Origin of the sequence: Raineyella fluvialis (genome assembly GCF_009646095.1) — a bacterium.
In the GTDB taxonomy this organism is placed as follows: Bacteria; Actinomycetota; Actinomycetes; order Propionibacteriales; family Propionibacteriaceae; genus Raineyella; species Raineyella fluvialis.
The window spans coordinates 329,706-351,143 of record NZ_CP045725.1 but is presented as its reverse complement, the minus strand read 5'-3'; the positions used below and the strand labels follow the sequence as shown (position 1 = coordinate 351,143).

Sequence of the window (21,438 nt, the reverse complement as noted above, 5' to 3'; positions counted from 1 at the left end):
CGGTGGCCAGGCGTGGCGTTCGCACAGGCCGATGAGCGACCAGGGAACGACCGCATGACGGGATCGGGATCGGGATCGGGGACGTACGTCGCCGTCGTCGGACCGGGACACGACGTGTCGCCGGCACTCCTGGCGCAGGCCCGCGAGGTCGGACGGCTGCTTGCAGCTCGCGGAGCGGTCGTGCTCTCCGGTGGCCTCGGCGGTGTGATGGAGGCGGCGAGCCGCGGGGCGTACGAGGCCGGCGGCATCACGGTCGGCCTGCTTCCCGGCCCTGACCGCAGCGAAGCGAACCCGTACCTGACCGTGGCCCTGCCGACCGGTCTGGGGGAGATGCGCAACGCGTTGTTGGTGCGCAGTGGTGACGCCGTGATCGCGGTGGGCTGCAGCTGGCTCAGCGAGGTGGCCCTTGCTGTCCGGACCGGCGTGCCGATCGTGGCGATCGAGTGCTGGGACCTCCCGGAGGACGGGCCGTTGCGGGTCGGTGGCGCCGCGCAGGCAGTGGCGGCCGTCCTCGGTGACTGAGCCCCGGGCATGAGGGTTGCCTCCCGCGGACCGTCCAGCTCCCCGCGGATCTTGGTGCCTCCCCGCGGATCGCATGATGTCCGCGGGAAGCCATGAACATCCGCGGCGACCCTGAAGGTCCGCGGGAACCCTGAAGGTCCGCGGGAACCCTGAAGGTCCGCGGCGACCCTGAAGGTCCGCGGGAACGCGGATGGTCCGCGGGAAGCCCCGGCCGGGCGCCGGCGATTACCGGCCTGCGGCTTGAATGGGGTCATGCGCAGCGACGTCTCACTCACCGCCGAAGCCACCCGGACGCGCAGGATCGTGTGGGGCGGCCTGGCGATCATTGGTGTGGCGATCGCTGCGTTCTTCCCGTTCGACGTGGTGCTGAGGATGCTGTTGCTGCCGTTGCGCAGGGGATGGCACGGGGTGTTCGGCACGTTCAACGGCGTGGTGCTCCTGGCGGTGGCCGCCCTCCCCGTAGCGGCGCTCGCGGTGTGGGCCCTGGCCCGCCGCCGGAAAGCAGCTGGCATCACGTCGCCATGGCGGACGTCGCTGGCGGAGGTCGGCATGGTCTACGGGACGGTGCCGTGGGTCTGGATCACCCTGTTACCCGGCTCCGGGGCCGGCGTCGTCCCGGAGCGGGTGAGCCTGGTCCCGCTGCGGGACCTGCTCGCGATCCTGGCCAGTGGCCCGTTGTCAGCGACGATGCAGATCGGCGGCAACCTGCTCGTGTTCGCGGCGCTGGGGTTCTTCGCCCCGCTGCGCTTCCCGCGGCTGGCATCGATCCCTCGGGTCGCGGCGTTGGTCGCAAGCTGCTCGGTGCTGGTCGAGACCGCGCAGTACGTCCTGCGGCTGGACCGCGTCTCCTCGGTGGACGACGTCCTGGTCAACACCGCCGGTGCCGTGCTGGCCGCGTGGGCGTCGCGCCACTGGTGGCGCGCCGAAGCGTGAGGTGTAATCAGGCGAGGTCGATGGTGATCTCGGGGGAGTTCGCGAGCGTGGCGTGCACGGGGCAGTGCCGGCCGGCGCGTAGCAAGACCTCGCGCTGCCTCTCGCTCAGGCCCTCGGGAGCCTGAGTTCCACGCGGATCTCGCCCATGCGCCGCGGCCGGTTGGTCATGGTGCCGGCCGCGGTCACGCTGGCCTCGCCGGAGAGCTCGATCGCGTTGCGTTCGGCGAAGTCCACCACGGTCCACAGGATGCAGGAGCTGAGCGAGGCGAGCAGCAACTCGGTCGGGCGGAAACTCGCATCGGAGGTGACGGTGGTGGTGCCGTTGGTCACGGAGAACTGTTCGGGCCCGGTGTGGGTGGCGGTGGTGGTGTAGAAGTCGGCCATGGGAGCCCTTTCGGTACGTAACGAGAGAGTGACGTCGGTGGTCAGCGGGCGACGCCGCGCCGCCGGCCGCGGGCGTACTGCACGGTAGCGGCGACGGCACCGATCACGAACCACCCGGCCCCGACGAGGAGGGCGTTCCGGCTCGCGAACACGACGATCACTCCTAGGACCACGATCGCCAGTGCGGGCACGGCGATGTGGAGGACGCGCCGGCCACTGCGTCGGCGGACGGCGAAGTAGCCGATGACCGAGGCGTGCAGCAGGATGAAGGCGCTCAGCGCCCCGATCGAGACGGTCGAGGCGAGCAGGTCCAGGCCGTCGGGTGCGTACGCGGCCCACACCGCCAGGACGAGGGTGACCGCGGTGACGAGCGTCGTCGCGAGCGCGGGAGATCCCGTGCGGGCCGTGACGCGGGAGAAGGCGCGGGGGAAGCGGTCGTCGCGGGCCATGGTCATGACCACACGGGAGCCGGCGGCCAGGCCCATCATCCCGGCGAAGCTCGCCCCGATCGCCTTGGCCACGGCCAGCAGCGTGGCGAGCCACGGCGCGACCTGGGTGCGGATCACGTCGTAGAACAGCGTGCCCTCCGACGACGGATCCGCGGCGAGAGCTGCGGGAGTCGCCGGGGTGAGCAGTTGGATGACGTAGCTCTGCAGGAGGAACAGGAGTCCGGCGATCACGAGGCACGCGAGCATCGCCTTGCCCACGGCCTTGGCCCCGCCGGCGGACTCCTCGGCGAACGTCGCGATCGCGTCGAAGCCGAGATAGGCCATGGCCGCGATCGAGACCGTGCCGATGACTGCGGTGCCGGAGAAGCCGCCCACACCGACGAACGGCGCGGCGAGGCCTTGGCGCGCTCCCGATGTCGCCAGGACCGCGAGGGCCCCGACGAGGACGATGCCGAGCACCGCCACCTCCGCGATGACGACGGCTGCGGCCGCCCGGGCGATCGACTTGCCGCCCGCGAGGTTCACCGCGGTGGTGACGAGGACCGCGAGGGCGGTGAAGGCCCACGCGGGCACGCCGGGAAGGAAGGAGTGCAGGGCCGTTGCCGATCAGCTGGCGCAGGCTCAGGGATCGGGGGAGGGCCGCCTGCGGTGGGATCTCGTGTTGGGTTGTCATGGCTCTCCCTCTGCTGGCGTGCTGAGGCGCGCGGTGCGTCATCGTCGTCAACGGGAGGGGCTCCGCGTCTATTCCTCTGTTACCCCAGCTGAGGTGTCTTTCTGTGCCGCAGGAGCATCGGAGCCTTCAGGCCCCTGGCCGCTGCTCCGGTCCCCGCTCGATCGGCCGACCCTGGGCGGCCCACGCGCTCATCCCCCCGTCGACGTTGATGACGTCGTACCCGGCCGCCTCGAGCGCCTCGACGGCGCGCAGTGAGCGCTGGCCCACCTGACAGATCAGGTACGTGGTGGTGTTCTTGTCGAGTTCACCGGCCCGGGCGCCGAGCTGACCGAGCGGGATCAGCGTCGCGCCACGTAGGTGGCCGGCCTCGTACTCGTACGGCTCCCGGACGTCGACCACGGGGGCACCCGCCTCGTACGCAGCGGCGAAGGTGGCGATGTCAGTCGTCTTCGGCATGATCCGAGGATAGGCGGCCTGGCGAGTGTCACGGCCCCCTGCGAATCCCCCGTACGGACCCCGCCCGACGGCCGATCGGCGTACCGTCGATCCATAGGCGCAGCGGGGGCGGGCCAGGGCGCGCAACGACGTCATGGACGGGGACACCCCTCGGCGGGCAGGGGGTTCTGTCATGTCACGCACTCACTCCACGAGGGGCATCACCCGCCGCCGTACCCGGCTGCTGGCCGGCGCGCTGCTGGCGATGGCGATCGCGCTGGCCCTGACGGCACCGCCGACCGGTTCGCCGCTGGCCTGGGGCGCCGGGGTGGCCGGCAGCGCCGGTGCGGTGACGACGACGCGAGCAGATCGCTCCGCCGATCCGATCAGCGATCCCGACAGCTTCGTCAGGTCCCTGCAGAAGCGCGGCTTCGAGGTCGGCCAGGGCGGCTTCAAGCTGTGGGGGGTCGACGAATGCCCCGCGACGTACGCCCTGATGGGGAGTTGCTACTTCAACAACCCGACCGCCCCCTACGTCGTGCCGACGGTGCCGTACTGGCCCGACGAGTTCGTCGACCCGGCCACCCGCGGGGCCTTCGGTGAGGTGCCTTCTGGCTCCGGAGTGGTGCATCGGCTCGATCCGAACGAGGCGCTGGTCATCTACGGGGATCTGCCACCGCAGGCCGCCTACTTCGGGATCCAGAGCTACCAGTTCACCCACCAGGGGACGTACTCGACCGACAACCCCACCTACGACTACCTCAGCGGCCTCAACGCGACCAGCATCTTCTTCCACCAGGTTCCCCAGAACACAGCGCGGATATCCACGTTCTCCAGCCTCAGCAACGCCGTGAACAACGTCGTCATCGACCGTCAGTCCGGCAGCACGTGGAACCAGCCGCGTTTCTTCGTCATCACGCCCGACCGGTTCATGGACAAGCAGGTCCGCCAGGTCCTGCACACCATGGGCGTGGACGGGCAGGACGTCTTCTCCGAGCACATCCCCTCGAACATGCAGCTCGGCCTCGGCTCGTCGGCGGACGAGTTCATGACGGCCGTACGCTACGCCAACCCCGCCGACGGGGGTGGGGCCGGCACAGGCTCGGCCGCCTGGCGCCAGAACCCGTCGCTGCACGTGCTGCGCATCCGCGACACCCGCCCCGACCGTCCGAACCAGCCCTATCCCGCCTGGGTGGACACCAGCCCCGAGGTGCGCGGGGGCGTCTCCGAGGCGTACCTGCAGACCGACCTCACCAACCTCGTCTACCAGGTGAGCCAGCACTGGTCGCAGCCCTGCGCCACCACCGACTGCACCGGACGGGCAGCGCCGTTCATCGACACGCAGAGCTCCCCGTTCAACCTCGTCGGTCCGCGCTGCGACACCATCGGCATGGACTGCCTGGGTGACACCCAGGACGCGAGCTACCAGTTCCGTCCCGGGCTGCGGTTCGACAACGGCGAGGTCTACGCCGTCGTCGGGACATTGGGCACCCACACCGGCAACGCGACGTACGTCAGCCTGGGCGTCAACAACACCCAGCTGCGCCTGGGCGCCAAGAACGTCGACGGCGCGCAGTTGGTAGGCAGCGCCGACGGCTATGCGGTCGGCCACGCCGACCAGTTGTACGTGCACTACTTCACCCGCGACTGCACCGCCGTGGCCGCCCTCACCGGCGGCAACTGCACGTCGGTGGAGAACGACCCGCTGGTCATCCCGACCGGTGTATCGGCCTCGCTCGTCCAGCGCGACTACATGGCCGTCGGGACGCAGCGCGGCCCCAACTCCACCCTGACCCTGCCGGCTACGGTGCTGCGCCTGCAGTTGCCGACGAGCTGACCGCTCCCGCGGACGGTGCCGCGGCGAGGGGCGATGTTCCCGCGGACGCTGTTGCCTTCCCGCGGATCCCTGGGTATCCGCGGGAAGCCATCAGTGTCCGCGGGAACGGCGGCTGCTCTCACGAAGTGGACGCGGTGACGTCCGGCGCCGGCGTCGGCTCCAGGATCCGGTCGAGTTCGTCCTCGAGTGCCGTTGGCAACGTGGCCCGCATGACATGACCACCGAGAGGGGCCAACCGTTGGGCCATCGCGCCTCGCGGGACCGCCTCGTGGGCCAGGACGAAGAGCGCCGAGGTGCCGGGCTGGAGCTTCCTCGCGGCACCCTTCAGGTCGCTGGTCAGGATGCCGGTGTCGGTCAGCCGGCCGACGATCTCCCCGACGGCGGTCCCGACGAAGATCAGCGGCGGGATGCCCGTGATCAGTGCGGCGGCGATCCCCAGCCAGTGCCCCACGTTCCTGCTCTTCGCTTCGAGGTCGATGTCCTGGGTGAGTCGCTTCTTGCCGTTGCGTTGGAGGACGACGACGGCGGTCTCGATCACGTCGGAGATGCCTTCGTCCTGCGCGCGCCTCACCAGGATCCGCGCTTCGTCGGCCTTGAACTCGTCGTCGTAGGCGATGGCCACCAGGTAGATGGGTGTGTCGGACATCGTGTCCCTCCAATTGTTCGAGCCATTCGGTCGAGCCAGGCCACCCCTGGCGGTCAGGCATCCAGTGCGACGGAGATGCCGGTGACGATCCCGATCACGGCCAGGAACACCGTGATCACGACGGTCAGGGACGCGCGGGGCAACTGGTCACTCCTGATGACGGCGCCCTCGTATTCGGGGCCGTTGAGGTATCGCATGACGAGGTGGTGCTGCCACAGGGCGATCAGGTCCCGAGGACCCCGGCGATGATGAAGGCCAGGCCGAAGTTGCGCGGTGACTGGGACCGCAGGACGCCACCGCCGGACGCCTCCTGGACCTTCTTCAGGAACTGGTAGATCGTGAAGCCAAAACCGATCAGCGACAACGACGTCCGGTTCCACGCCATCATCGTGCGTTCGACCGCCAGGCGCGTACGCATCCAGGCGAGGCGGGTGTTGGTGTCCGCCGTCGTCCTGGCGTTCTCCTCCTGGCGCGGGTCCACGGCTAGGTCCGTTCGGCGATCTCGCCCGGCCACCAGGTCTTGTCGAACCATGGTTCGAGGGGCCCGTAGAGGCGCAGCGCGACGAACCAGCCCTTGCCGGGGATGGTCTGGATCCAGTTCGTCTCGTGGCCTGCGGGCGCCTCGGGCCCGAACCAGACGTCCACCGACCCGTCGGGATCGGCGACCACATCCGGCTTCTGGCTGCTCAGGCTGGGGAACTGCTGGTCGGTCTGCAGCATCGTCCGGGTCTGCGGGTCGTAGACGACGATCGACCAGAAGTCCTTGGCCGGGATCGGCCCCGGCAGGTGGAGCCGGTAGGTCTGCCCGCCGTCGAGGTACGCGCCCGCCGCGTCGTGATAGGCCATGGCGTACTGGGAGCCGATGCCGACCATCTTCACCGCCATCGCCGGGCTGATGCCCAGCCCCATGTAGTAGAACAGGGCCCGCGCGTCGACGTCGAGGACACCGCCCGGGGAGAACTCGTAGTCGTTGCCGATCCAGACCAGCTGCCAGGCGCTGCCGGGGTAGTGGAAGGCGGCCGGATTGCGCGCGCTGAAGACGAGTGCTCGCGCGGTAGCGTTGCCGACGGCGGCGCCTTCGGCCAAGATGCGCTGCATCCGGTCGTCCGGTGCGAAGGGTGTGCCCTTTCGGATGCCGATGGCGGCGAGCAGCCCGCGGACCTCGGGATCGGTGGCCTCGAGCGGTTCCTCCTCGACGACCGGCACGACCTCGTCGAAGAACGTCACGTCGTTGGCGTGGATGGTGTTGACCAGGGTCCCGGAGATATTGACGAAGGTCGTGGCGGGTGGATCGGCCGCCTCGGCCAGCGGATAGACGCGCAGGTGACTCTTCACGCTGTCCGCTGCCCCCTGCACGTCGCCGCCGACGACAAAAGCGCGGACACCGAGCAGGTTGCCGTACGTACGTGAGCGTAGGACGAAGTAGCCCGCCGGCACGTCGCCGGTGAAGTCGGGCGGGAGGAGCAGGTACTTCCCGCCCTGGCCCCTGTCCGGCCCGGCGTTGCCCACATCGCCGACGTAGCGCTGCCAGAAGTCGTCGATCAGGCCGAGCGCATGCGGCGGCACGTCGATCACCACCGGGCCGGCCTTCGTGTCGAGCCAGCCGAAGGTGTAGATGGTCTCGGTGTTGGCGGTGAGGAGCAGCGTGTGCGAGTCCATCAGCGACTCGGTGATCAGCATCGTCTGGTTGTCCGGACCGAACCTGCGGATACCCGCCCGTGTCGCGGAGAGCGAGGCCGCCGGCAGCGCGGTGAGGAACGCCTGCACGGCACGCTGGAAGTCGAGGTTGTCGTAGACCGCCTGCACGGTCGTCTCGTCCGGTAGCCCGTCGAAGAACCGCAATGTCCCCAGCCGCGTCTCGGTGCAGTCCGGAGTGGTGATGGAGGCGGGGATGTCCGTGGTCATGGTGTACGTACTCATGGTGTGGCTCCAAGAGGAATTGGCCCGGCAGCTCTTGGGAATAGTGGTCGGCTGCCCATTACTGTGGTGGAACGATGGGTTTTCACGGCCCGATAGTCGGTCCTTTTCAATGGATGCTCGGGACTTTTTCGGAGCGTGGGACGGATGTCGGCATCCGGTTCTTCTCAGGTGAGGTTTGCCTGTCCTTCTGTTTCCATCAACTCGATCTCTCCCGGCCGCCAGGTCTTGTCGAACCACGATTCGAGCGGGCCGTAGAGACGCAGGATCATCCACCAGCCCTTGCCGGGAATGGTCTGGACCCAGTTCGCCTCCCGGCCGGCCGGTGCCTCGGGCCCGAACCAGAGGTCGACCGATCCGTCGGCATTGACGGCGAGGTCCGGCTTCTGGCTGCTGAGGCTGGGGAACCGCTGGTCGGTCTGCAGCATCGAGCGCGTCTGCGGGTCGTACACGATCGCCGACCAGAAATCCTTGGCCGGGACGTCCGCGGGCAGGTGGAGGCGGTAGGCGTTGCCGCCGTCGAGGTAGCGGCCGGTCGAGTCGCGGCAGGTCCAGGCGTACTGGGAGCCGAGGCCGACCATCTTGATCGTCATCGCGGGGCTCGTGCCCCATCCGACGTAGAAGATGTACGTACGGGCGTCGACGTCCAGCACCCCTCCCGGCGAGAACTGGTAGTCGCCGAGCCAGCCGATCTGCCAGGCACTGTCGGGGTAGTAGTAGCCCTCCCGGTTGCGGGTGCTGAAGGCCAGCGTGCGGGCGGTTGCGTTGCCGACGGACGCGGCCTCGGCGAGGATCCGCTGCATCCTCTCGTCGGGTGCGAAGGGCCGATCCTTGCGGATGCCGATGGCGGCCAGCAGCCCGCGGATCTCGGGGTCGATCGCGTCCAGCGGTTCTTCGTGGACGACCTCGGCGAGGGCGTCGTAGAAGGAGACATCGGTGGGATGGATGAAACTGCAGGCCTCACCGGAGATGTTGACGAAGCTCATCGCCGGTCGGTCCGCCGCCTCGGCGAGCAGGTACGCGCGGTAGTGGCGTTGGGTGTTCTCGACGGCGCGCCGCAGGTCACCGTCGACGACGAAGCCGCGAAAGGTGAGCAGATTGCCGTACGTCCGGGAGCGTACGACGAAGTAACCTTCGGGGACCTCGCCGGTGTAGTCCGGGGCAGCAGCAGGTACTTCCCGCCCTGGCCCTTGTCCGGACCGGCGTTGCCGACGTCGACGACGAAGCGCCCCCAGAAGTCGTTGATGAAGCCGAGTACGTGCGGCGGCACCTCGACCACCAACGGGCCCTTGTGCGTGTCGAGCCAGCCGAAGTTGTAGATGGTTTCCGTGTTCGCCCCGTGCATCAGGGTGCGGGAATCCAGCAGCGACTCGGCGATCAGGATCGTACGGTTGTCGGGACCGAAGGCTCGGAACCCCGTCCGCAACGCGTGGTGCGGCGCGTACGGCATGGCCAGCAGGAAGGCCTGCACGGCGCGCTGGAAGTCGAGGTTGTCGTAGACCGTCTGGACGGTCGCTTCGTCGGGCAGTCCGTCGAAGAAGCGAAGGGTCCCCAGACGCGTCTCCACGGTGTCGGGGGTGGTAATGGAAGCCGGGATTTCAGTGGCCATCGTCGGCCTGGCATACACGGACATCGGAATACTCCTCGACCGGATTTCGGGCGCTCACAGGGAGTCGCGGAACTGGTCCGGTCGATTTCGCCTCCCGTGCTTGCTGATACCGGTGGGCATCCGCGACATGGAGAGTGGATCTTTCCAGTCTAATATCGGTGGACGATCCAATGTCGGTCGTTGGTCAATGTCATGGGTTGGGCGTCGGAAAGATGGTGCCATGACGGTGTTCTGCTCGTCCATCCTGCCGTGGGCCGGCTGCGGGACCGAGGACCCGGGGACAGGGAGCCATGCCGACAAGACCCGGTGCTGTGTCAATTCGTCGTTGACCGTCGTGGATCGGTGCCGTGGGGGTTCTTCGCTTCGATCAGGACCCATCCGACGCACACGAGGACGGCGGCGGTCGAGGCGCCCAGCCAGACGCGGGTGGCGTCGTCGATGGCTTGCTCGAAGGGGTCGAGTGGCTGGAAGGCGAGGGCGTACGTGTGGGGCTGTCCGGAAACCTGTTCGACGACCAGGGCCCGCCGCGTCCCGGTTGTGTCCTTCCAGGTCACCCGGTTCTCGCCTGTGGCCTCCGAGGCCTGCAAGGCACCTGCTGGCGGCATGGCGCCGGCCCATTGCGGCCTCGCCGCGACGATATCCCCGTCCCGGACGAGCAGCGCCGTGGTGCCGGTCGGCGGGTTCAGTTGCGTGGTGGCATCGGTAGCTCCGCCTCGGGCTGCGTCGGCCAGTGCTCGGGCGGTGAGTTGTGGAGGGATGTCGGCGCTGTGCCGAAGGGCTTGTTGGACCATCACGTAGGCGCTGAGCAGCACACCCAGCACCAGCAGGCAGGTGAGGAGCGGCGTGAGCCGCGAGCGCAGGACCCTCCACATATCTGAAGCGTAGGCGTATACGGGGAACTGCTGCACGAGTCGGTGACAGGGTGGTTCAGGCGCTCAGGGATCGACCCTGATCCCCAGCCCGGCAGCCAGCATCGGCGCCAGGAACGTGACCTGGTCCGTGGTCAGGGTCGTGCCCCGCAGCTCCGTCACCCCGGCGACCGAGGTGAGGGCGGCACCGCGCAGGTCGACGTCACGCAGAGTGGCGTGCGTGACGTCCAGGTGCCGGATGCGTGAGTCGGAGAAGCGCAGTCGCCGCACCTGCGCGTCCACCAGGTCGAGCTCCTCGATGTCGCAATCGGTGAACTCCACCTCGGCCAGCTTGGCTCGACGTACATTGACGAACCCGAGCTTGCAGCCGACGAAGCGCACCGACCTCCACTGGGCCTCGTACGCCTCCAGGGCTCCCCAGCGGCCGTTCACCGTCACCGCGTTCCAGTGACCTAGGGCGGCACGCACCAAGGGGAGGTCGACGCGACTCAGCTCGACCTCCGAGAGTCGTGTCCCGGTCAGGTCGACGTCCTTCGCCGACAGGGCCGCGACCCGGGTCGACGTGACGAGTGCCCCGGCCAGGTCGAGGGACGCAACGGCCAGGTCGGTGAAGTCGACCCCGGAGACGTCGGCACCGGGGGAGAGGTCGGCGGGATCGCCCTCCGGGAGATGTCCGAGATCGGGACACCCTTGTCGCGGACCTCCGGTGCCTCGTCGCGCAGCGCTCACCCGGTGATCCTCGCACGGGCGTACGACCGCGACGAAGGGAGGCGAGCCGATCTCGACCGTCGCCGACATTCGACAGCGACGACCACGACGGCGAAGCGTCATGATCCACCGATCGGCCGTCCAGGGACGGTGACGATGAGTGACCTCTCTGCTAGCGTCCGAAGCATCCAGTGAGACCTCGGTCACACGTGGTCTCGGGCTCGAGGAGGGCCATGGTCCTCCTGGCGCTCGGCAACGTCAGGGTCGCCCAGGGAGCGAGGAGCGGGGTGAGATGACGACGTTCGTGCTGATTCCCGGAGCAGGTGGTCAGGCCTCGTTCTGGCGCCGACTGGTGCCGGAGCTGCGGTCGCGTGGGCACCGGGCGATCGCCGTGGACCTTCCTGCCGGCGACGACTCCGCCGGTCTGGACGCGTACGCCGACGCCGTCGTACGGTCCGTCGACATTGCCGGCCCGGTGACCCTGGTCGCGCAGTCGTTGGGCGGCATGATCGCGCCGCTGGTCTGTGACCGCCTCGACGTGGAACAGATCATCCTGGTCAACGCCATGACCCCCTCGCCCGGAGAGACCGGCGCCGACTGGTGGGCCACCACCGGGCAGGCCGAGGCTGCCCGAGCGTACGCCGAGCAGCAGGGACGTGACCTCGCGTCGCTTGATGACCCCTGGGAGACGTTCTTCCACGACGCCGATGCGCAGCTGCTGGCGGAGGCCAAGGCCGGGCCGGGGCAGGTGCAATCGGGGCGGCCGATGCAGGATCCCTGGCCGTTGGCGGCGTGGCCGAGCGTGCCGACGCGGTTCCTGGCCGCCCGTGACGATCGCCTGTTCCCGCTGGACTTCCAGCGCCGCGTCGTGGCGGAGCGCCTCGGCCTCGAGGTCGAGGTGACGCCGGGCGGTCATCTCAGCTCCCTCACCCAGCCCGTCGCCATGGCTGAGCTTCTGACCGAAGGTGGCCCTCGTGGGGACGGCATCGAGGAGCACAGCGTGACCGCCGACGAGGTGGCGCCCGAGACCAAGGGCGTCACTGCCGAACTCCTGGGCACCGTCGATCTCGGCCCCGAGCTCGACGGGATGGAAGGCCGGCGACTCCGCCTGCGGCGGTTCACCTTCGAGCCCGGCGCCGTCTTCGGCCCGGTCCACGACCACAAGGGCCGTCCGGGCATCGTGTACATCCTGCAGGGCACGATCACCGATCACCGCAACGGCGTCGCCACCGACTACGGGCCCGGACTGGGCTGGCCCGAGGATCGGAACACGGTCCACTGGCTCGAGAACAAGGGAACCGTCCCCGCGGTGGAGGTTTCGGTCGACATCATCCAGGAGCAGGCCCGTCCCCAGTAAGCAGCGGGGATCAGCTCGCTGAGGTTCGATCCAGGAGGACTCATGGACACCGTCATCCGTCAGTCACGTACGAGGAGTGTGCAGCCATGCTGATGGTTTCGATGAGCGTCTCCGTGGACGGGTTCATCAATGACCGAGAGGGCGGACTCGGATGGTCCGTCCCGAGCGAGGAGCTCTTCCGCTTCCACCTCGCGCGCGTACGTGAGATCGGCGTCGAACTGCTGGGCCGCCGGCTCTACGAGACGATGCTGGTGTGGGAGACGGATCCGTCGTTCCCTGACGACGAGTTCGAGGCCGAGTTCGCCGAGGTCTGGAGCGCCATCCCGAAGGTCGTCTTCAGCCGTACGCTCGACCGCGTCCAGGGCAACGCCCGACTCGCCACCGGTACCGTTGCCGACGAGGTCGCGGCGGCGCTTGCCGCGACGGACAAGGACGTCGAGATCGGCGGCGCCGACCTGGCCGGTCAGGCGATCGAGCTCGGCCTGGTCGACGAACTGCGGATCTTCCGCCACCCCATCGTCCTCGGTGGCGGCACGCCCCTGCTGCCCCCGGTCGCTACACCGATCGAGCTGGACCTGGTCGAGACCAGGACGTTCAGCTCCCGGGTGATCTACGAGCGCTACCGGCGCAGTGTCCGCCCTGCCTCGTAGAGTGACTCACACCACAACAACGGGGAGACGACATGTCCGTACGGGTTGATCTGAACATCTCACTGGACGGCTTCATGACCACCACCGACCAGACGCCCGACGACCCGATGGGGGAGGACTGGTCCCGCCTGACGGAGGCGTACGTCTCCACGAAGACCTTCCGCAGCCGCGTGCTCCACGACACCAGCGGGGAGGGGACGACCGGGGTTGACGACCGGTACGCAGAGGCCTACTTCGCCGAGGTGGGGGCCGAGATCATGGGCGCCGGGATGTTCGGGCTGCACAACTTCCCGGACGACCCGGACTGGCGCGGCTGGTGGGGCGACGAACCGCCGTTCCGTACGCCCGTGTTCGTCCTCACCCACACGCCGCGGCCCTCGCTCGAGATGGCGGGTGGCACCACCTTCCACTTCCTCTCCGCCACTCCCGCCGAGGCGCTGGAGCGAGCCGTCGAGGTAGCCGAGGGCAAGGACGTACGCATCGGCGGTGGCGCCACGGTCGTGCGTGACTTCCTGCAGGCGGGGCTCGTCGACCACCTCCACGTCGCCATCGCGCCGATCCTGCTCGGGCGCGGCATCAACCTCTGGGACGGCATGCGGGCCTGGACAAGGGCTACGACGTCATGGCCGAGACCGCACCCAGTGGGACGATCCACCTGACGTTCGAGCGCTGAGTCTGTCCGTCGGAGCAGCCGGCCATGGAACCGACGGAGGAATCAAGCGATGGAGCATGATCCGCAGGGGCTGTTCGTCGGGCTCGCCACGCTGGACATCATCCAGCGCGTTCCCCACGTGCCGGGAGCTGATGAGAAGGTCACGGCGTCGCGCACGGACATCGCCGCGGGAGGTCCCGCGCTCAACGCCGCCGTCGTCTTCTCGGCCCTTGGAGGACGGTCGTCCCTCGTGACACGGCTCGGCGAAGGAGCTTTGTCCTCCTTCATCAGGGACGATGTCGCATCGCGCGGCGTGGAGATCATCGACCTCGCCGACCCTTCCTTCGCGCCGGCCATCTCGACGATCACCGTCGACGACTCGACCGGACAACGCCAGGTCGTCTCCACGGATGCCCGAGGAGCGGGGGAGCCGGCGACGTCGGCATCCGATGTCCGCCAGAGGATCGTCCGCCACCTGGAGCGCGTGGCTCCGGTCGACATCGTCCATTGCGACGGACATCATCCGGACCTCACGCTGACGGTCGCCGAGTGGGGCGCCTCGCACGGCGTTCCGCGCGTCGTCGATGCGGGCCGCTGGAAGACAGTGATGGCGAGGCTCGTCCCGCTGGCCACGGACGTGCTGTGCTCGGCAACCTTCGCGGTGCCCGATGACCACGAGCGCCGTGAACGGCTGGACCTGATGTCCTGGATCCTGTCCCAAGGGCCCGAGTTGGCTGCTGTCACCCATGGCCCCGATCCCATCGAGTGGAGGACGCGTACGTCGCGGGGAATGGTGGCGGCCGAGCAGATCCGGGCGATCGACACGCTGGGCGCCGGGGACTTCTTCCACGGCGCCTACAGCTTCGCCCGCGTGATGCGTGACCATGAAGAACACACGCTCCGGACCGTCGACTGCCTGCGTTTCGCCAGCCATGTCGCTGCGCTGAAGTGCATCTCGCCCGGTACCCGCGCGTGGTTGGCCGAGATCGGCGAGACGACGCTGGTCGAGTTCCTGAGGAACGGGGAAGCATGACGACATCGGTCACCGTTGAGGAGTTGGTCGACGCCGCGAGCGAGCTCGCGGCCAGCGGACGCCGCACCATCCTGGGCATCACCGGCGCCCCCGGGGCCGGCAAGTCCCTGCTCGGCGGTCGCCTCGTCGAAGCGTTGGGACCTACTCGGGCCGTTCTGGTCCCCATGGACGGATTCCACCTGGCGAACGCCGTGCTGCTCGCCCACGGGCTCCGCCAGGTCAAGGGCGCCATTCAGACCTTCGACGACGCCGGCTACGCGAACCTGCTGGAGCGCATCCGGGGCCAGCAGCCGGGTGACATCGTCTATGCCCCCAGCTTCGACCGGGACCTCGAGGAGCCGATCGCCGGCAGCATCCCGGTGTTCGCCGACGTCCCCTGGTCATCACCGAGGGGAACTATCTGTTGGCCGACGTCGGCGCCTGGCCACGGGCCCGCGCCTGCCTCACCGAGACCTGGTTCCTTGACCCGGAGCGGGAGCATCGTCACCGCTGGCTCATCCGGCGCCACGTGGCGTACGGCAAGTCCGAGCAGGCAGCCCGCGACTGGGCGCTGGGCACGGACGAGGTCAACGCTCAGCTGATCGAGTCCATGGCTGAGAGGGCCGATCGGGTTCTGAGGGTGTCCGGCCTCTAGGCCTACCGGATCAGCTCACCAGACCGTGTTCGTAGGCCCAGATCACCGCCTGGACGCGGTCGCGGAGCTGCAGCTTCATCAGGACGTGGCCGACGTGGGTCTTCACGGTCGTCTCGGACAGGACCAGCCTGTCGGCGATCTCGGCGTTGGTGAGTCCGTGGGCGACGAGGACCAGGGTCTCCCGCTCGCGCGGCGTGAGCTGGCCCAGCTCGCGGTCCGATGCCGGGTCGGCCACGGGCCGGCGCGCCAGGAACGCCCCGATCATCCGGCGGGTCACCGTGGGAGCAAGCAGTGACTCGCCCGCCTGCACGGCCCGGATGCCGGCGACGAGAACCTCGGGCTCGACGTCCTTCAGCAGGAACCCGCTCGCCCCGGCCTGCAGCGCCTCGTAGACGTACTCGTCCAGGTCGAACGTCGTCAGCATCAGCACCCGGGTGGTCAACGTCGGGTCCGCCGCGATCCGCTCGGTCGCCGTGATGCCGTCCACGCCTGGCATGCGTACGTCCATCAGCACGACGTCCGGACGCAGTTGGCGGGACAGCCTGACGGCCTCGGCACCGTCAGCCGCCTCCCCGACGACCTCGAGATCGGGCTCGATCTCGAGCACCATCCGGAAACCTCGGCGGACCAGCGCCTGGTCATCGGCCACCAGCACCGTGATGGTCATGGCGCCTCCAGCGGTAGCGTCGTCCGCAGCTCGAAGCCCCGGTCCGGCAACGGCCCCGCCTGGAAGGTGCCGCCGTTCATGGCGACGCGTTCCTGCAGCCCGAGCAGCCCGTCGCCGTACTGAACCTCCACCGGCATCGTCGCCCCGTCGTCGCGGACGTGGAGCTCGAGCCGGTCCGTGGCGTAGTCGATCGTGACCACGGCCCTGCGGGGATCGACGGCGTGCCGCAGGACGTTCGTGAGGCCCTCCTGGACCACCCGGTAGGCGGCCAGATCCAGTCCCGGTGCCAGGTGCCGTGGGGTGCCGGTGACCCTGAGCTCGACCGGGAGCCCGGCGCTCCGGAAGTTCTCGACGAGCCCCTCCACCTGGGCGAGACTCGGCGGAGGTTCCCGGCCCACCAGCTCGTTCCGGTCGCGCAACACCGCCACCATCCGTCGCATCTCGGTCATCGCCTCGCGTCCCACGGCCTCCACCGATTCGAGCGCCTCGCGTTCGGCGGCCTGCTCGGGGTGAGCCGACGGCGCACGGCCGCGGCCTGGAGCGTCATCACGCTCACGCTGTGTCCGATGACGTCGTGCAGTTCCCGGGCGATGCGGGTGCGTTCCTCGGCGATGGCGCGCTGCTGGTGTTCGGCACGCCGAAGACGTCTCTGCTCGAGAGTGCGCAGGCGGCCGCGGACCAGCGCGCCGATGAGCCAGCCGATGAACAACTGGCTCACCCAGAAGAGCCCGCCGAACCGCTGCGTCGCCGTGATCTGGAGGGGATCCAGCAGGATCCACGCGGCACCGTAGACGCCCAGGAGAGGCAGCGCCCACCAGGTCGAGCGGCGTTGCTCCCACCGGGCGACCGTGTAGGCCGCGATCAGGGCAGGCATTTCGACGCCGAAGCCCTCCGGCGACCCGAAGGTGGCGAACTCGACCACGGCGGCGGCGACGATCGCGCTCAGCACGGCCAAGGGCCGCGCACGCCGCCACAGCAACAGGGCACCGCCGATGGCGTAGAGGAGGGCTTCGGCCCAGTGCGGCCCCTGGCGATGCGTCGCCGTGACGCCCAGCCAGCCGTCCAACTGGCCGACGATGATCACACCCGCGGCGATCGTCGCGTCGAACCACCAGCTGCGCCGGTCCATGCCGCCGACCCTACGCCGAACAAGCCCCGCGCGGCCTCCTCCTTGCGGACGATCGTGGCTCCTCCCCAGGCCTGAGCCGAGGTTCATCGGCCAGCAGGACGCCGTGGCGCCGGCTCCTTCCTAGCGTGGTGAGTGGGCCGGATCGCCCGGTCCGCACAGCCATGGGAGCAATGATGAACGCTCGACGCAGCCTCGGATTCGGTCTGGCCCTCTTCGGTCTGGGGACCGCTGTCGCCCTCACCCAGGCCGGGCCCGGAGGGCAGTACAAGGACGCCGTCGTCACGACCTGGGTGGGGCGCGACCACTGGGTGACAGCCTTCGTCATGGCGTACGTCGGCGTCGCCGCGGCCCTGGCTCTCCTGGTCGTCGCGCACCACGCCCGCACGGTCTTGGGCAGCAGGGGAGGGGCGGCGCTCGAGCGACTCGCCACGGTCGGTGCGACCCTCGGCGCGGCGGGGTGGATGCTCAGCGGCGGCATCTCCGTGGCGCTGGCGGAGGGGGACCGGAGGTGCAGGCCGGCCTCAGCCATCCCCTGACGTACGTGCTGTCGGAGATGGCGAACCTGCTCGGCGCCTGCGGCCCCTCGATCGTCATCGGAGTGGCGGCACTCATCCTCGCCATCCGCGCACCGATGCCCACGTGGCTGCGGGTCTTCTCGGTGCTGGCCAGTGTCTGCGGGATCACCGCACCGCTCTACTTCACCTTCTACGTCTTCGTGCTCTGGTGCCTGGTACTGGCCGCGTGGCTGGTGGCGCCCCGGCGGGAGGCGAGGGTGACCGAGCCGGGACCCTCGCTGGTGGGGTGACAGGTCCGTCCGGCGGACGTGCCGGGCGGGCGGACGTGCCGGGCGCAGCTACCCTCCCGGCGCAGCTACCCTCCGCACAGCCGCCGGGCTACCCATCAGCTGCCGGGCGCCGATGCCCGGCAGCTGACTGGAGTCCCGGCGCCTGCGCGGGCGGCCACCCGCACCACGCCCCAGCGCCCGCACTACTGCCACTCGAACGACCGGGGCCAGCATTGATCCGGGGCTAGCGTTGAGACATGGGAGATCTCTGCGAAGCTCCTGGCACCCGGATCGTCCGACCCTCGACGGGTCGGCGATGACCATGGCCTCCCCGATGCCCGGGCAGGACCCCGACGCCCTCCACGTTCCGACCCATCACGTCCGGTTCGTCACCGCAGCCGCGCTCTTCGACGGCCATGACGCCGCGATCAACATCATCCGCCGCATCCTGCAGGCGCAGGGGGTCGAAGTCGTGCACCTCGGGCACGACCGCAGCGTCGACGACGTGGTCACCGCCGCGATCCAGGAGGACGTCCAAGGCGTCGCGATCTCCTCCTACCAGGGCGGCCACCTCGAGTACTTCGGCTACCTGGTCGAGCAGCTACGACGCGCCGGGGCTGGTCACGTACGCGTGTTCGGTGGCGGTGGGGGCGTCATCGTGGCCGAGGAGGTCGAGGCCCTGGCGCGACTCGGCGTCCGCATCTTCACCCCCGCGGACGGGCAGCGGCTCGGCCTGCCCCGGATGGTCAACGAGCTGGTCCGTACGTGCGACGTGATGCCCCCGGCGCCGGACGGGCTGGCGGACCGGGTCCTGGCAGGGGAGGAGGCCGCGCTGGCCCGCACGATCACCCTGCTCCAGGACGGACGCGCCGACGACCTCGCCGAGACGCTGCGGGCCCACGGCCGCCGGGTGCCCGTGCTCGGGGTGTCCGGCGTCGGCGGATCCGGGAAGTCGTCGCTGGTGGATGAACTCGTCGTGCGGCTGCGTCGCGACACCGGCGACACGGCCCGGATCGCGGTCATCGCTATCGATCCGAGCCGTGCCAGGGGAACGGGTGCTCTCCTCGGCGACCGAATCCGGATGAATGCGCTCGCCCCCGGCGTCACCTTCTTCCGGTCGCTGGCCACCCGCGACGTCACCCGCCCCCTGCCCGCGGCGCTCGATGAGATCATCACGGCCTGTGCCGCGGCCGGCCACGACCTGGTGATCATCGAGACACCCGGCGTCGGCCAGGGCGACGTCGCCATCGTTGACCACGCCGACGTCAGCCTGTACGTGATGACGCCGGAGTACGGCTCGGCGACCCAGTTGGAGAAGATCGCTCTGCTCGAGCGCGCCGACGCCGTCGCGATCAACAAGTTCGACCGCCGCGGTGCCGAAGACGCGCTGCGTGACGTGGCGCGCCAGGTGGTCCGCAACCGGGAGGCTTTCGGGACGCCCTGGCAGGAGATGCCCGTCTTCGGCACCCGCGCCTCGGCCTTCGATGACGACGGCACGACGGCGCTCTACCACCACCTCGTCGGTCTGCTCCGCGAGCACGGTCTCAAGGTCGCCACCGGTCACCTGCCGACCGTCCCCGGTCGCGTCTCATCGACGCTTGCCCGGGTGGTGCCGCGCGGGCGCGAGCGCCACCTCGCCGAGGTCGCCGAGGCGGTGCGTGACTACCACGCGGAGACCCGACGCCAGGTCGATGCCGTCCGGGCCTGGACCTCGGCGGCAGCCACCCGCGCCCGACTTGACGCGCCGGACCCAGCCCTCGATGCGCTCGTGGATCGCCTGGCCGGCGACGTCTCGCCGGATGCCCGTACGCTGCTCGACGCCTGGGCCTCCCGCACTGACCCGAACGACGACCGGGACGATTCCGCCCCCGAGGCGTACGTGACCCTGTCCGGACTCAGCCTGCCGCGGATCGCCACGCCCGGCGACGCGGATCCCGGCGCCTTGCTGGCCTACCTGCGCACCGAGAACCTGCCCGGGCACTTCCCCTTCACCGCCGGCGTTTTCGCCTCCCGCGAGGTCGGTGAACGGCCGACGCGGATGTTCGCCGGCGAGGGGGATGCCGCCCGCACCAACCGGCGCTTCCACCTGCTCGCCGACGGACAGCCGACGACCCGCCTGTCCACGGCGTTCGACTCGGTCACCCTCTACGGCCGTGACCCGGCCGAATCTCCCGATGTCTTGGGCAAGGTGGGTACGTCAGGGGTGTCGATCGCGACGCTGGACGACATGCGCGACCTGTTCGCCGGCTTCGACCTGTGCGCGCCGACCACGTCGGTGTCGATGACCATCAACGGGCCGGCTCCCACGATCCTGGCGATGTTCCTCAACGCTGCCCTCGATCAGCGAGTAGGGGCATTCGAGGCCGAGCACGGCCGCGGGCCGACGGCCGAGGAGACGGCAGACCTCGCCGCCGACACGTGGCGCCGGGTGCGCGGCACAGTGCAGGCCGACATCCTCAAGGAGGACCAGGCACAGAACACCTGCATCTTCTCCACCGACTTCTCCCTGCGGGTGATGACGGACGTCGAGGAGTGGTTCGTCAGCCATGGCGTACGCCACTTCTACTCGGCGTCGGTGAGCGGCTACCACATCGCCGAGGCGGGGGCCAACCCGATCACCCAGCTCGCCTTCACCCTGGCCAACGGCCTCACCTACGTGGAGGCCTACCGGGCGCGTGGCCTGTCGGTCGACGACGTCGCACCGCACCTGTCGTTCTTCTTCTCCAACGGCATGGACGCCGAGTACACCGTCATCGGTCGGGTGGCGCGCCGGATCTGGGCGATCGCGATGCGCGACGTGTACGGCGCCGGGGAGCGGGCGCAGAAGCTGAAGTACCACATCCAGACGTCGGGGCGGTCGCTGCACGCGCAGAACATGGACTTCAACGACATCCGGACCACGCTCCAGGCACTGTGCGCGGTCTATGACAACGCCAACAGCCTGCACACCAACGCCTACGACGAGGCGGTCACCACCCCTTCGGCGGAGTCGGTGCGCCGCGCGTTGGCGATCCAGCTCATCATCGAGTCCGAGTGGGGTCTGGCCGCCTCGGACAATCCGCTGCAGGGGTCGTACGTCGTCGAACAGCTCACCGACCTCGTCGAGGCCGAGGTGCTGGCCGAGTTCGAACGGCTCGCCGACCGCGGCGGTGTGCTCGGCGCCATGGAGACCGGCTACCAGCGCGGCCGGATCCAGGACGAGTCGATGGCGTACGAACAGGGCGTGCACGCCGCGACGATCCCGGTGATCGGTGTGAACACCTTCGTGGGGGAGGGGCGCCCGGTCGCCACCGTCCCGCTCGCCCGGGGGACCACCGAGGAGAAGGCATCCCAGCTGGCCCGGCTGGCCGACTTCCACGCTCGGCACGCCGAGGAGGCCCCCGCCGCCCTCGCCCGGCTCAAGGAGGTGGCGACGTCCGGCGGCAACGTCTTCGAGGCCCTGATGGAGGCGGTCCGCTCCTGTTCGCTGGGCCAGATCTCGCAGGCCTTCTTCGAGGTCGGCGGGCGTTACCGCCGGGGAATCTAGCGGCAGGCATCTCGTCGGGGGACC

At 69.4% G+C, this 21,438-nt stretch carries 24 protein-coding genes and 2 pseudogenes; 11 read left to right on the top strand and 15 right to left on the bottom strand.

The annotated features are described in order from the left end of the window. Window positions 1-54 precede the first annotated feature (54 nt). Window positions 55-522 (top strand): SLOG cluster 4 domain-containing protein, encoded by a 468-nt coding sequence (locus Rai3103_RS01595; protein WP_153571118.1) that lies wholly within the window; start codon window positions 55-57, stop codon window positions 520-522. 252 nt (window positions 523-774) lie between these two features. Beyond that, the gene (locus Rai3103_RS01590) at window positions 775-1,455 is read left to right on the top strand and encodes a VanZ family protein (protein ID WP_194793222.1); all 681 of its coding nucleotides are present in this window, start codon (window positions 775-777) and stop codon (window positions 1,453-1,455) included. 105 nt (window positions 1,456-1,560) lie between these two features. Here Rai3103_RS01590 and Rai3103_RS01585 read toward each other — a convergent pair whose 3' ends face one another. From Rai3103_RS01585 to Rai3103_RS01575, 3 genes are all read right to left on the bottom strand, one after another. Further along, window positions 1,561-1,839 (bottom strand): OsmC family protein, encoded by a 279-nt coding sequence (locus Rai3103_RS01585; protein WP_153571117.1) that lies wholly within the window; start codon window positions 1,837-1,839, stop codon window positions 1,561-1,563. Between the two features lie 41 nt (window positions 1,840-1,880). Then, window positions 1,881-2,861: an APC family permease gene (locus Rai3103_RS01580; RefSeq protein WP_194793221.1), complete on the bottom strand. Its 981-nt coding sequence runs from the start codon at window positions 2,859-2,861 to the stop codon at window positions 1,881-1,883. A 226-nt stretch (window positions 2,862-3,087) separates the two neighbouring features. Further along, on the bottom strand, window positions 3,088-3,417 hold the full coding sequence (locus Rai3103_RS01575; RefSeq protein WP_153571115.1) for a rhodanese-like domain-containing protein: 330 nt from the start codon (window positions 3,415-3,417) through the stop codon (window positions 3,088-3,090). Between the two features lie 172 nt (window positions 3,418-3,589). Between Rai3103_RS01575 and Rai3103_RS01570 the strand changes: the two genes are divergently transcribed. Continuing rightward, entirely contained in the window at window positions 3,590-5,233 is a 1,644-nt protein-coding gene (locus Rai3103_RS01570) for a hypothetical protein (RefSeq protein WP_153571114.1), read from the top strand. Window positions 5,234-5,351: 118 nt separating this feature from the next. On the opposite strand, the gene Rai3103_RS01565 is transcribed toward Rai3103_RS01570, so the two are convergent. The 9 genes and pseudogenes from Rai3103_RS01565 to Rai3103_RS01535 form a co-directional block, all read right to left on the bottom strand. Next, the gene (locus Rai3103_RS01565) at window positions 5,352-5,879 is read right to left on the bottom strand and encodes a DUF1269 domain-containing protein (RefSeq protein ID WP_153571113.1); all 528 of its coding nucleotides are present in this window, start codon (window positions 5,877-5,879) and stop codon (window positions 5,352-5,354) included. Between the two features lie 53 nt (window positions 5,880-5,932). After that, window positions 5,933-6,076 carry a hypothetical protein gene (locus Rai3103_RS01560; protein ID WP_153571112.1) on the bottom strand — a complete coding sequence of 48 codons (144 nt, stop codon included), beginning with the start codon at window positions 6,074-6,076 and terminating at the stop codon, window positions 5,933-5,935. A gap of 26 nt (window positions 6,077-6,102) precedes the next feature. Beyond that, complete coding sequence (locus Rai3103_RS01555; RefSeq protein WP_194793220.1) at window positions 6,103-6,360, bottom strand: YidH family protein; 258 nt, start codon at window positions 6,358-6,360, stop codon at window positions 6,103-6,105. Between the two features lie 2 nt (window positions 6,361-6,362). Further along, window positions 6,363-7,799: a DUF1254 domain-containing protein gene (locus Rai3103_RS01550; protein ID WP_153571110.1), complete on the bottom strand. Its 1,437-nt coding sequence runs from the start codon at window positions 7,797-7,799 to the stop codon at window positions 6,363-6,365. A 164-nt stretch (window positions 7,800-7,963) separates the two neighbouring features. Then, window positions 7,964-8,782, bottom strand: coding sequence for a DUF1214 domain-containing protein (locus Rai3103_RS17260; protein ID WP_228489072.1), 819 nt, complete (start codon window positions 8,780-8,782; stop codon window positions 7,964-7,966). A 90-nt stretch (window positions 8,783-8,872) separates the two neighbouring features. After that, window positions 8,873-9,031: pseudogene (locus Rai3103_RS18900) on the bottom strand (hypothetical protein); the annotation flags it as partial. Continuing rightward, window positions 9,025-9,141 (bottom strand): annotated as a pseudogene (locus Rai3103_RS18895) (DUF1254 domain-containing protein); the annotation flags it as partial. The pseudogenes Rai3103_RS18895 and Rai3103_RS18900, both read right to left, overlap by 7 nt. Window positions 9,142-9,719: 578 nt before the next feature. Then, complete coding sequence (locus tag Rai3103_RS01540; protein ID WP_153571109.1) at window positions 9,720-10,277, bottom strand: hypothetical protein; 558 nt, start codon at window positions 10,275-10,277, stop codon at window positions 9,720-9,722. A gap of 63 nt (window positions 10,278-10,340) precedes the next feature. Continuing rightward, window positions 10,341-11,003 (bottom strand): pentapeptide repeat-containing protein, encoded by a 663-nt coding sequence (locus Rai3103_RS01535; RefSeq protein ID WP_153571107.1) that lies wholly within the window; start codon window positions 11,001-11,003, stop codon window positions 10,341-10,343. A gap of 271 nt (window positions 11,004-11,274) precedes the next feature. Here Rai3103_RS01535 and Rai3103_RS17250 point away from each other — a divergent pair, with 271 nt between their 5' ends. The 5 genes from Rai3103_RS17250 (at window position 11,275) to Rai3103_RS01505 (ending at window position 15,255) form a co-directional block, all read left to right on the top strand. After that, window positions 11,275-12,339: an alpha/beta fold hydrolase gene (locus Rai3103_RS17250; protein ID WP_228489070.1), complete on the top strand. Its 1,065-nt coding sequence runs from the start codon at window positions 11,275-11,277 to the stop codon at window positions 12,337-12,339. 101 nt (window positions 12,340-12,440) lie between these two features. Then, window positions 12,441-12,989, top strand: a complete 549-nt coding sequence (locus Rai3103_RS01520) for a dihydrofolate reductase family protein (RefSeq protein WP_239022375.1) — start codon at window positions 12,441-12,443, stop codon at window positions 12,987-12,989. A 32-nt stretch (window positions 12,990-13,021) separates the two neighbouring features. Continuing rightward, window positions 13,022-13,648, top strand: coding sequence for a dihydrofolate reductase family protein (locus Rai3103_RS01515; RefSeq protein WP_228489069.1), 627 nt, complete (start codon window positions 13,022-13,024; stop codon window positions 13,646-13,648). A 63-nt stretch (window positions 13,649-13,711) separates the two neighbouring features. Beyond that, window positions 13,712-14,674, top strand: coding sequence for a PfkB family carbohydrate kinase (locus tag Rai3103_RS01510; RefSeq protein ID WP_153571103.1), 963 nt, complete (start codon window positions 13,712-13,714; stop codon window positions 14,672-14,674). Beyond that, window positions 14,671-15,255: a nucleoside/nucleotide kinase family protein gene (locus Rai3103_RS01505; RefSeq protein WP_228489068.1), complete on the top strand. Its 585-nt coding sequence runs from the start codon at window positions 14,671-14,673 to the stop codon at window positions 15,253-15,255. Before Rai3103_RS01510 ends, Rai3103_RS01505 begins: the two co-directional genes overlap by 4 nt. A 63-nt stretch (window positions 15,256-15,318) precedes the next feature. On the opposite strand, the gene Rai3103_RS01500 is transcribed toward Rai3103_RS01505, so the two are convergent. Genes Rai3103_RS01500 through Rai3103_RS01490 form a run of 3 tightly spaced genes read right to left on the bottom strand, consistent with a single transcriptional unit; the run spans window position 15,319 to window position 17,104 of the window. Continuing rightward, complete coding sequence (locus Rai3103_RS01500) at window positions 15,319-15,975, bottom strand: response regulator (RefSeq protein WP_153571101.1); 657 nt, start codon at window positions 15,973-15,975, stop codon at window positions 15,319-15,321. After that, window positions 15,972-16,424: a sensor histidine kinase gene (locus tag Rai3103_RS01495; RefSeq protein WP_153571099.1), complete on the bottom strand. Its 453-nt coding sequence runs from the start codon at window positions 16,422-16,424 to the stop codon at window positions 15,972-15,974. Before Rai3103_RS01495 ends, Rai3103_RS01500 begins: the two co-directional genes overlap by 4 nt. Beyond that, on the bottom strand, window positions 16,421-17,104 hold the full coding sequence (locus tag Rai3103_RS01490) for a histidine kinase (protein ID WP_194793219.1): 684 nt from the start codon (window positions 17,102-17,104) through the stop codon (window positions 16,421-16,423). The genes Rai3103_RS01495 and Rai3103_RS01490 overlap by 4 nt, the downstream gene beginning before the upstream one ends. Window positions 17,105-17,274: 170 nt before the next feature. Here Rai3103_RS01490 and Rai3103_RS01485 point away from each other — a divergent pair, with 170 nt between their 5' ends. From Rai3103_RS01485 to icmF, 3 genes are all read left to right on the top strand, one after another. Continuing rightward, window positions 17,275-17,640, top strand: coding sequence for a hypothetical protein (locus Rai3103_RS01485; RefSeq protein ID WP_153571097.1), 366 nt, complete (start codon window positions 17,275-17,277; stop codon window positions 17,638-17,640). Beyond that, window positions 17,613-17,909: a hypothetical protein gene (locus tag Rai3103_RS01480; protein ID WP_153571096.1), complete on the top strand. Its 297-nt coding sequence runs from the start codon at window positions 17,613-17,615 to the stop codon at window positions 17,907-17,909. The genes Rai3103_RS01485 and Rai3103_RS01480 overlap by 28 nt, the downstream gene beginning before the upstream one ends. Before the next feature lie 295 nt (window positions 17,910-18,204). Continuing rightward, window positions 18,205-21,414 carry a fused isobutyryl-CoA mutase/GTPase IcmF gene (gene icmF / locus Rai3103_RS01475; RefSeq protein WP_422396019.1) on the top strand — a complete coding sequence of 1,070 codons (3,210 nt, stop codon included), beginning with the start codon at window positions 18,205-18,207 and terminating at the stop codon, window positions 21,412-21,414. The last annotated feature ends 24 nt before the right edge of the window (window positions 21,415-21,438 follow it).

Coding starts and splice junctions, on each gene's coding strand:
- Rai3103_RS01595 (WP_153571118.1), top strand. CDS start 55: ATGACGGGATCGGGATCGGGATCGGGGACGTACGTCGCCGTCGTCGGA.
- Rai3103_RS01590 (WP_194793222.1), top strand. CDS start 775: ATGCGCAGCGACGTCTCACTCACCGCCGAAGCCACCCGGACGCGCAGG.
- Rai3103_RS01585 (WP_153571117.1), bottom strand. CDS start 1,839: ATGGCCGACTTCTACACCACCACCGCCACCCACACCGGGCCCGAACAG.
- Rai3103_RS01575 (WP_153571115.1), bottom strand. CDS start 3,417: ATGCCGAAGACGACTGACATCGCCACCTTCGCCGCTGCGTACGAGGCG.
- Rai3103_RS01570 (WP_153571114.1), top strand. CDS start 3,590: ATGTCACGCACTCACTCCACGAGGGGCATCACCCGCCGCCGTACCCGG.
- Rai3103_RS01565 (WP_153571113.1), bottom strand. CDS start 5,879: ATGTCCGACACACCCATCTACCTGGTGGCCATCGCCTACGACGACGAG.
- Rai3103_RS01560 (WP_153571112.1), bottom strand. CDS start 6,076: ATGCGATACCTCAACGGCCCCGAATACGAGGGCGCCGTCATCAGGAGT.
- Rai3103_RS01550 (WP_153571110.1), bottom strand. CDS start 7,799: ATGAGTACGTACACCATGACCACGGACATCCCCGCCTCCATCACCACT.
- Rai3103_RS17260 (WP_228489072.1), bottom strand. CDS start 8,782: ATGAGCTTCGTCAACATCTCCGGTGAGGCCTGCAGTTTCATCCATCCC.
- Rai3103_RS01540 (WP_153571109.1), bottom strand. CDS start 10,277: ATGTGGAGGGTCCTGCGCTCGCGGCTCACGCCGCTCCTCACCTGCCTG.
- Rai3103_RS17250 (WP_228489070.1), top strand. CDS start 11,275: ATGACGACGTTCGTGCTGATTCCCGGAGCAGGTGGTCAGGCCTCGTTC.
- Rai3103_RS01520 (WP_239022375.1), top strand. CDS start 12,441: ATGAGCGTCTCCGTGGACGGGTTCATCAATGACCGAGAGGGCGGACTC.
- Rai3103_RS01515 (WP_228489069.1), top strand. CDS start 13,022: ATGTCCGTACGGGTTGATCTGAACATCTCACTGGACGGCTTCATGACC.
- Rai3103_RS01510 (WP_153571103.1), top strand. CDS start 13,712: ATGGAGCATGATCCGCAGGGGCTGTTCGTCGGGCTCGCCACGCTGGAC.
- Rai3103_RS01505 (WP_228489068.1), top strand. CDS start 14,671: ATGACGACATCGGTCACCGTTGAGGAGTTGGTCGACGCCGCGAGCGAG.
- Rai3103_RS01500 (WP_153571101.1), bottom strand. CDS start 15,975: ATGACCATCACGGTGCTGGTGGCCGATGACCAGGCGCTGGTCCGCCGA.
- Rai3103_RS01495 (WP_153571099.1), bottom strand. CDS start 16,424: ATGACCGAGATGCGACGGATGGTGGCGGTGTTGCGCGACCGGAACGAG.
- Rai3103_RS01490 (WP_194793219.1), bottom strand. CDS start 17,104: ATGGACCGGCGCAGCTGGTGGTTCGACGCGACGATCGCCGCGGGTGTG.
- Rai3103_RS01485 (WP_153571097.1), top strand. CDS start 17,275: ATGATGAACGCTCGACGCAGCCTCGGATTCGGTCTGGCCCTCTTCGGT.
- icmF (WP_422396019.1), top strand. CDS start 18,205: ATGACCATGGCCTCCCCGATGCCCGGGCAGGACCCCGACGCCCTCCAC.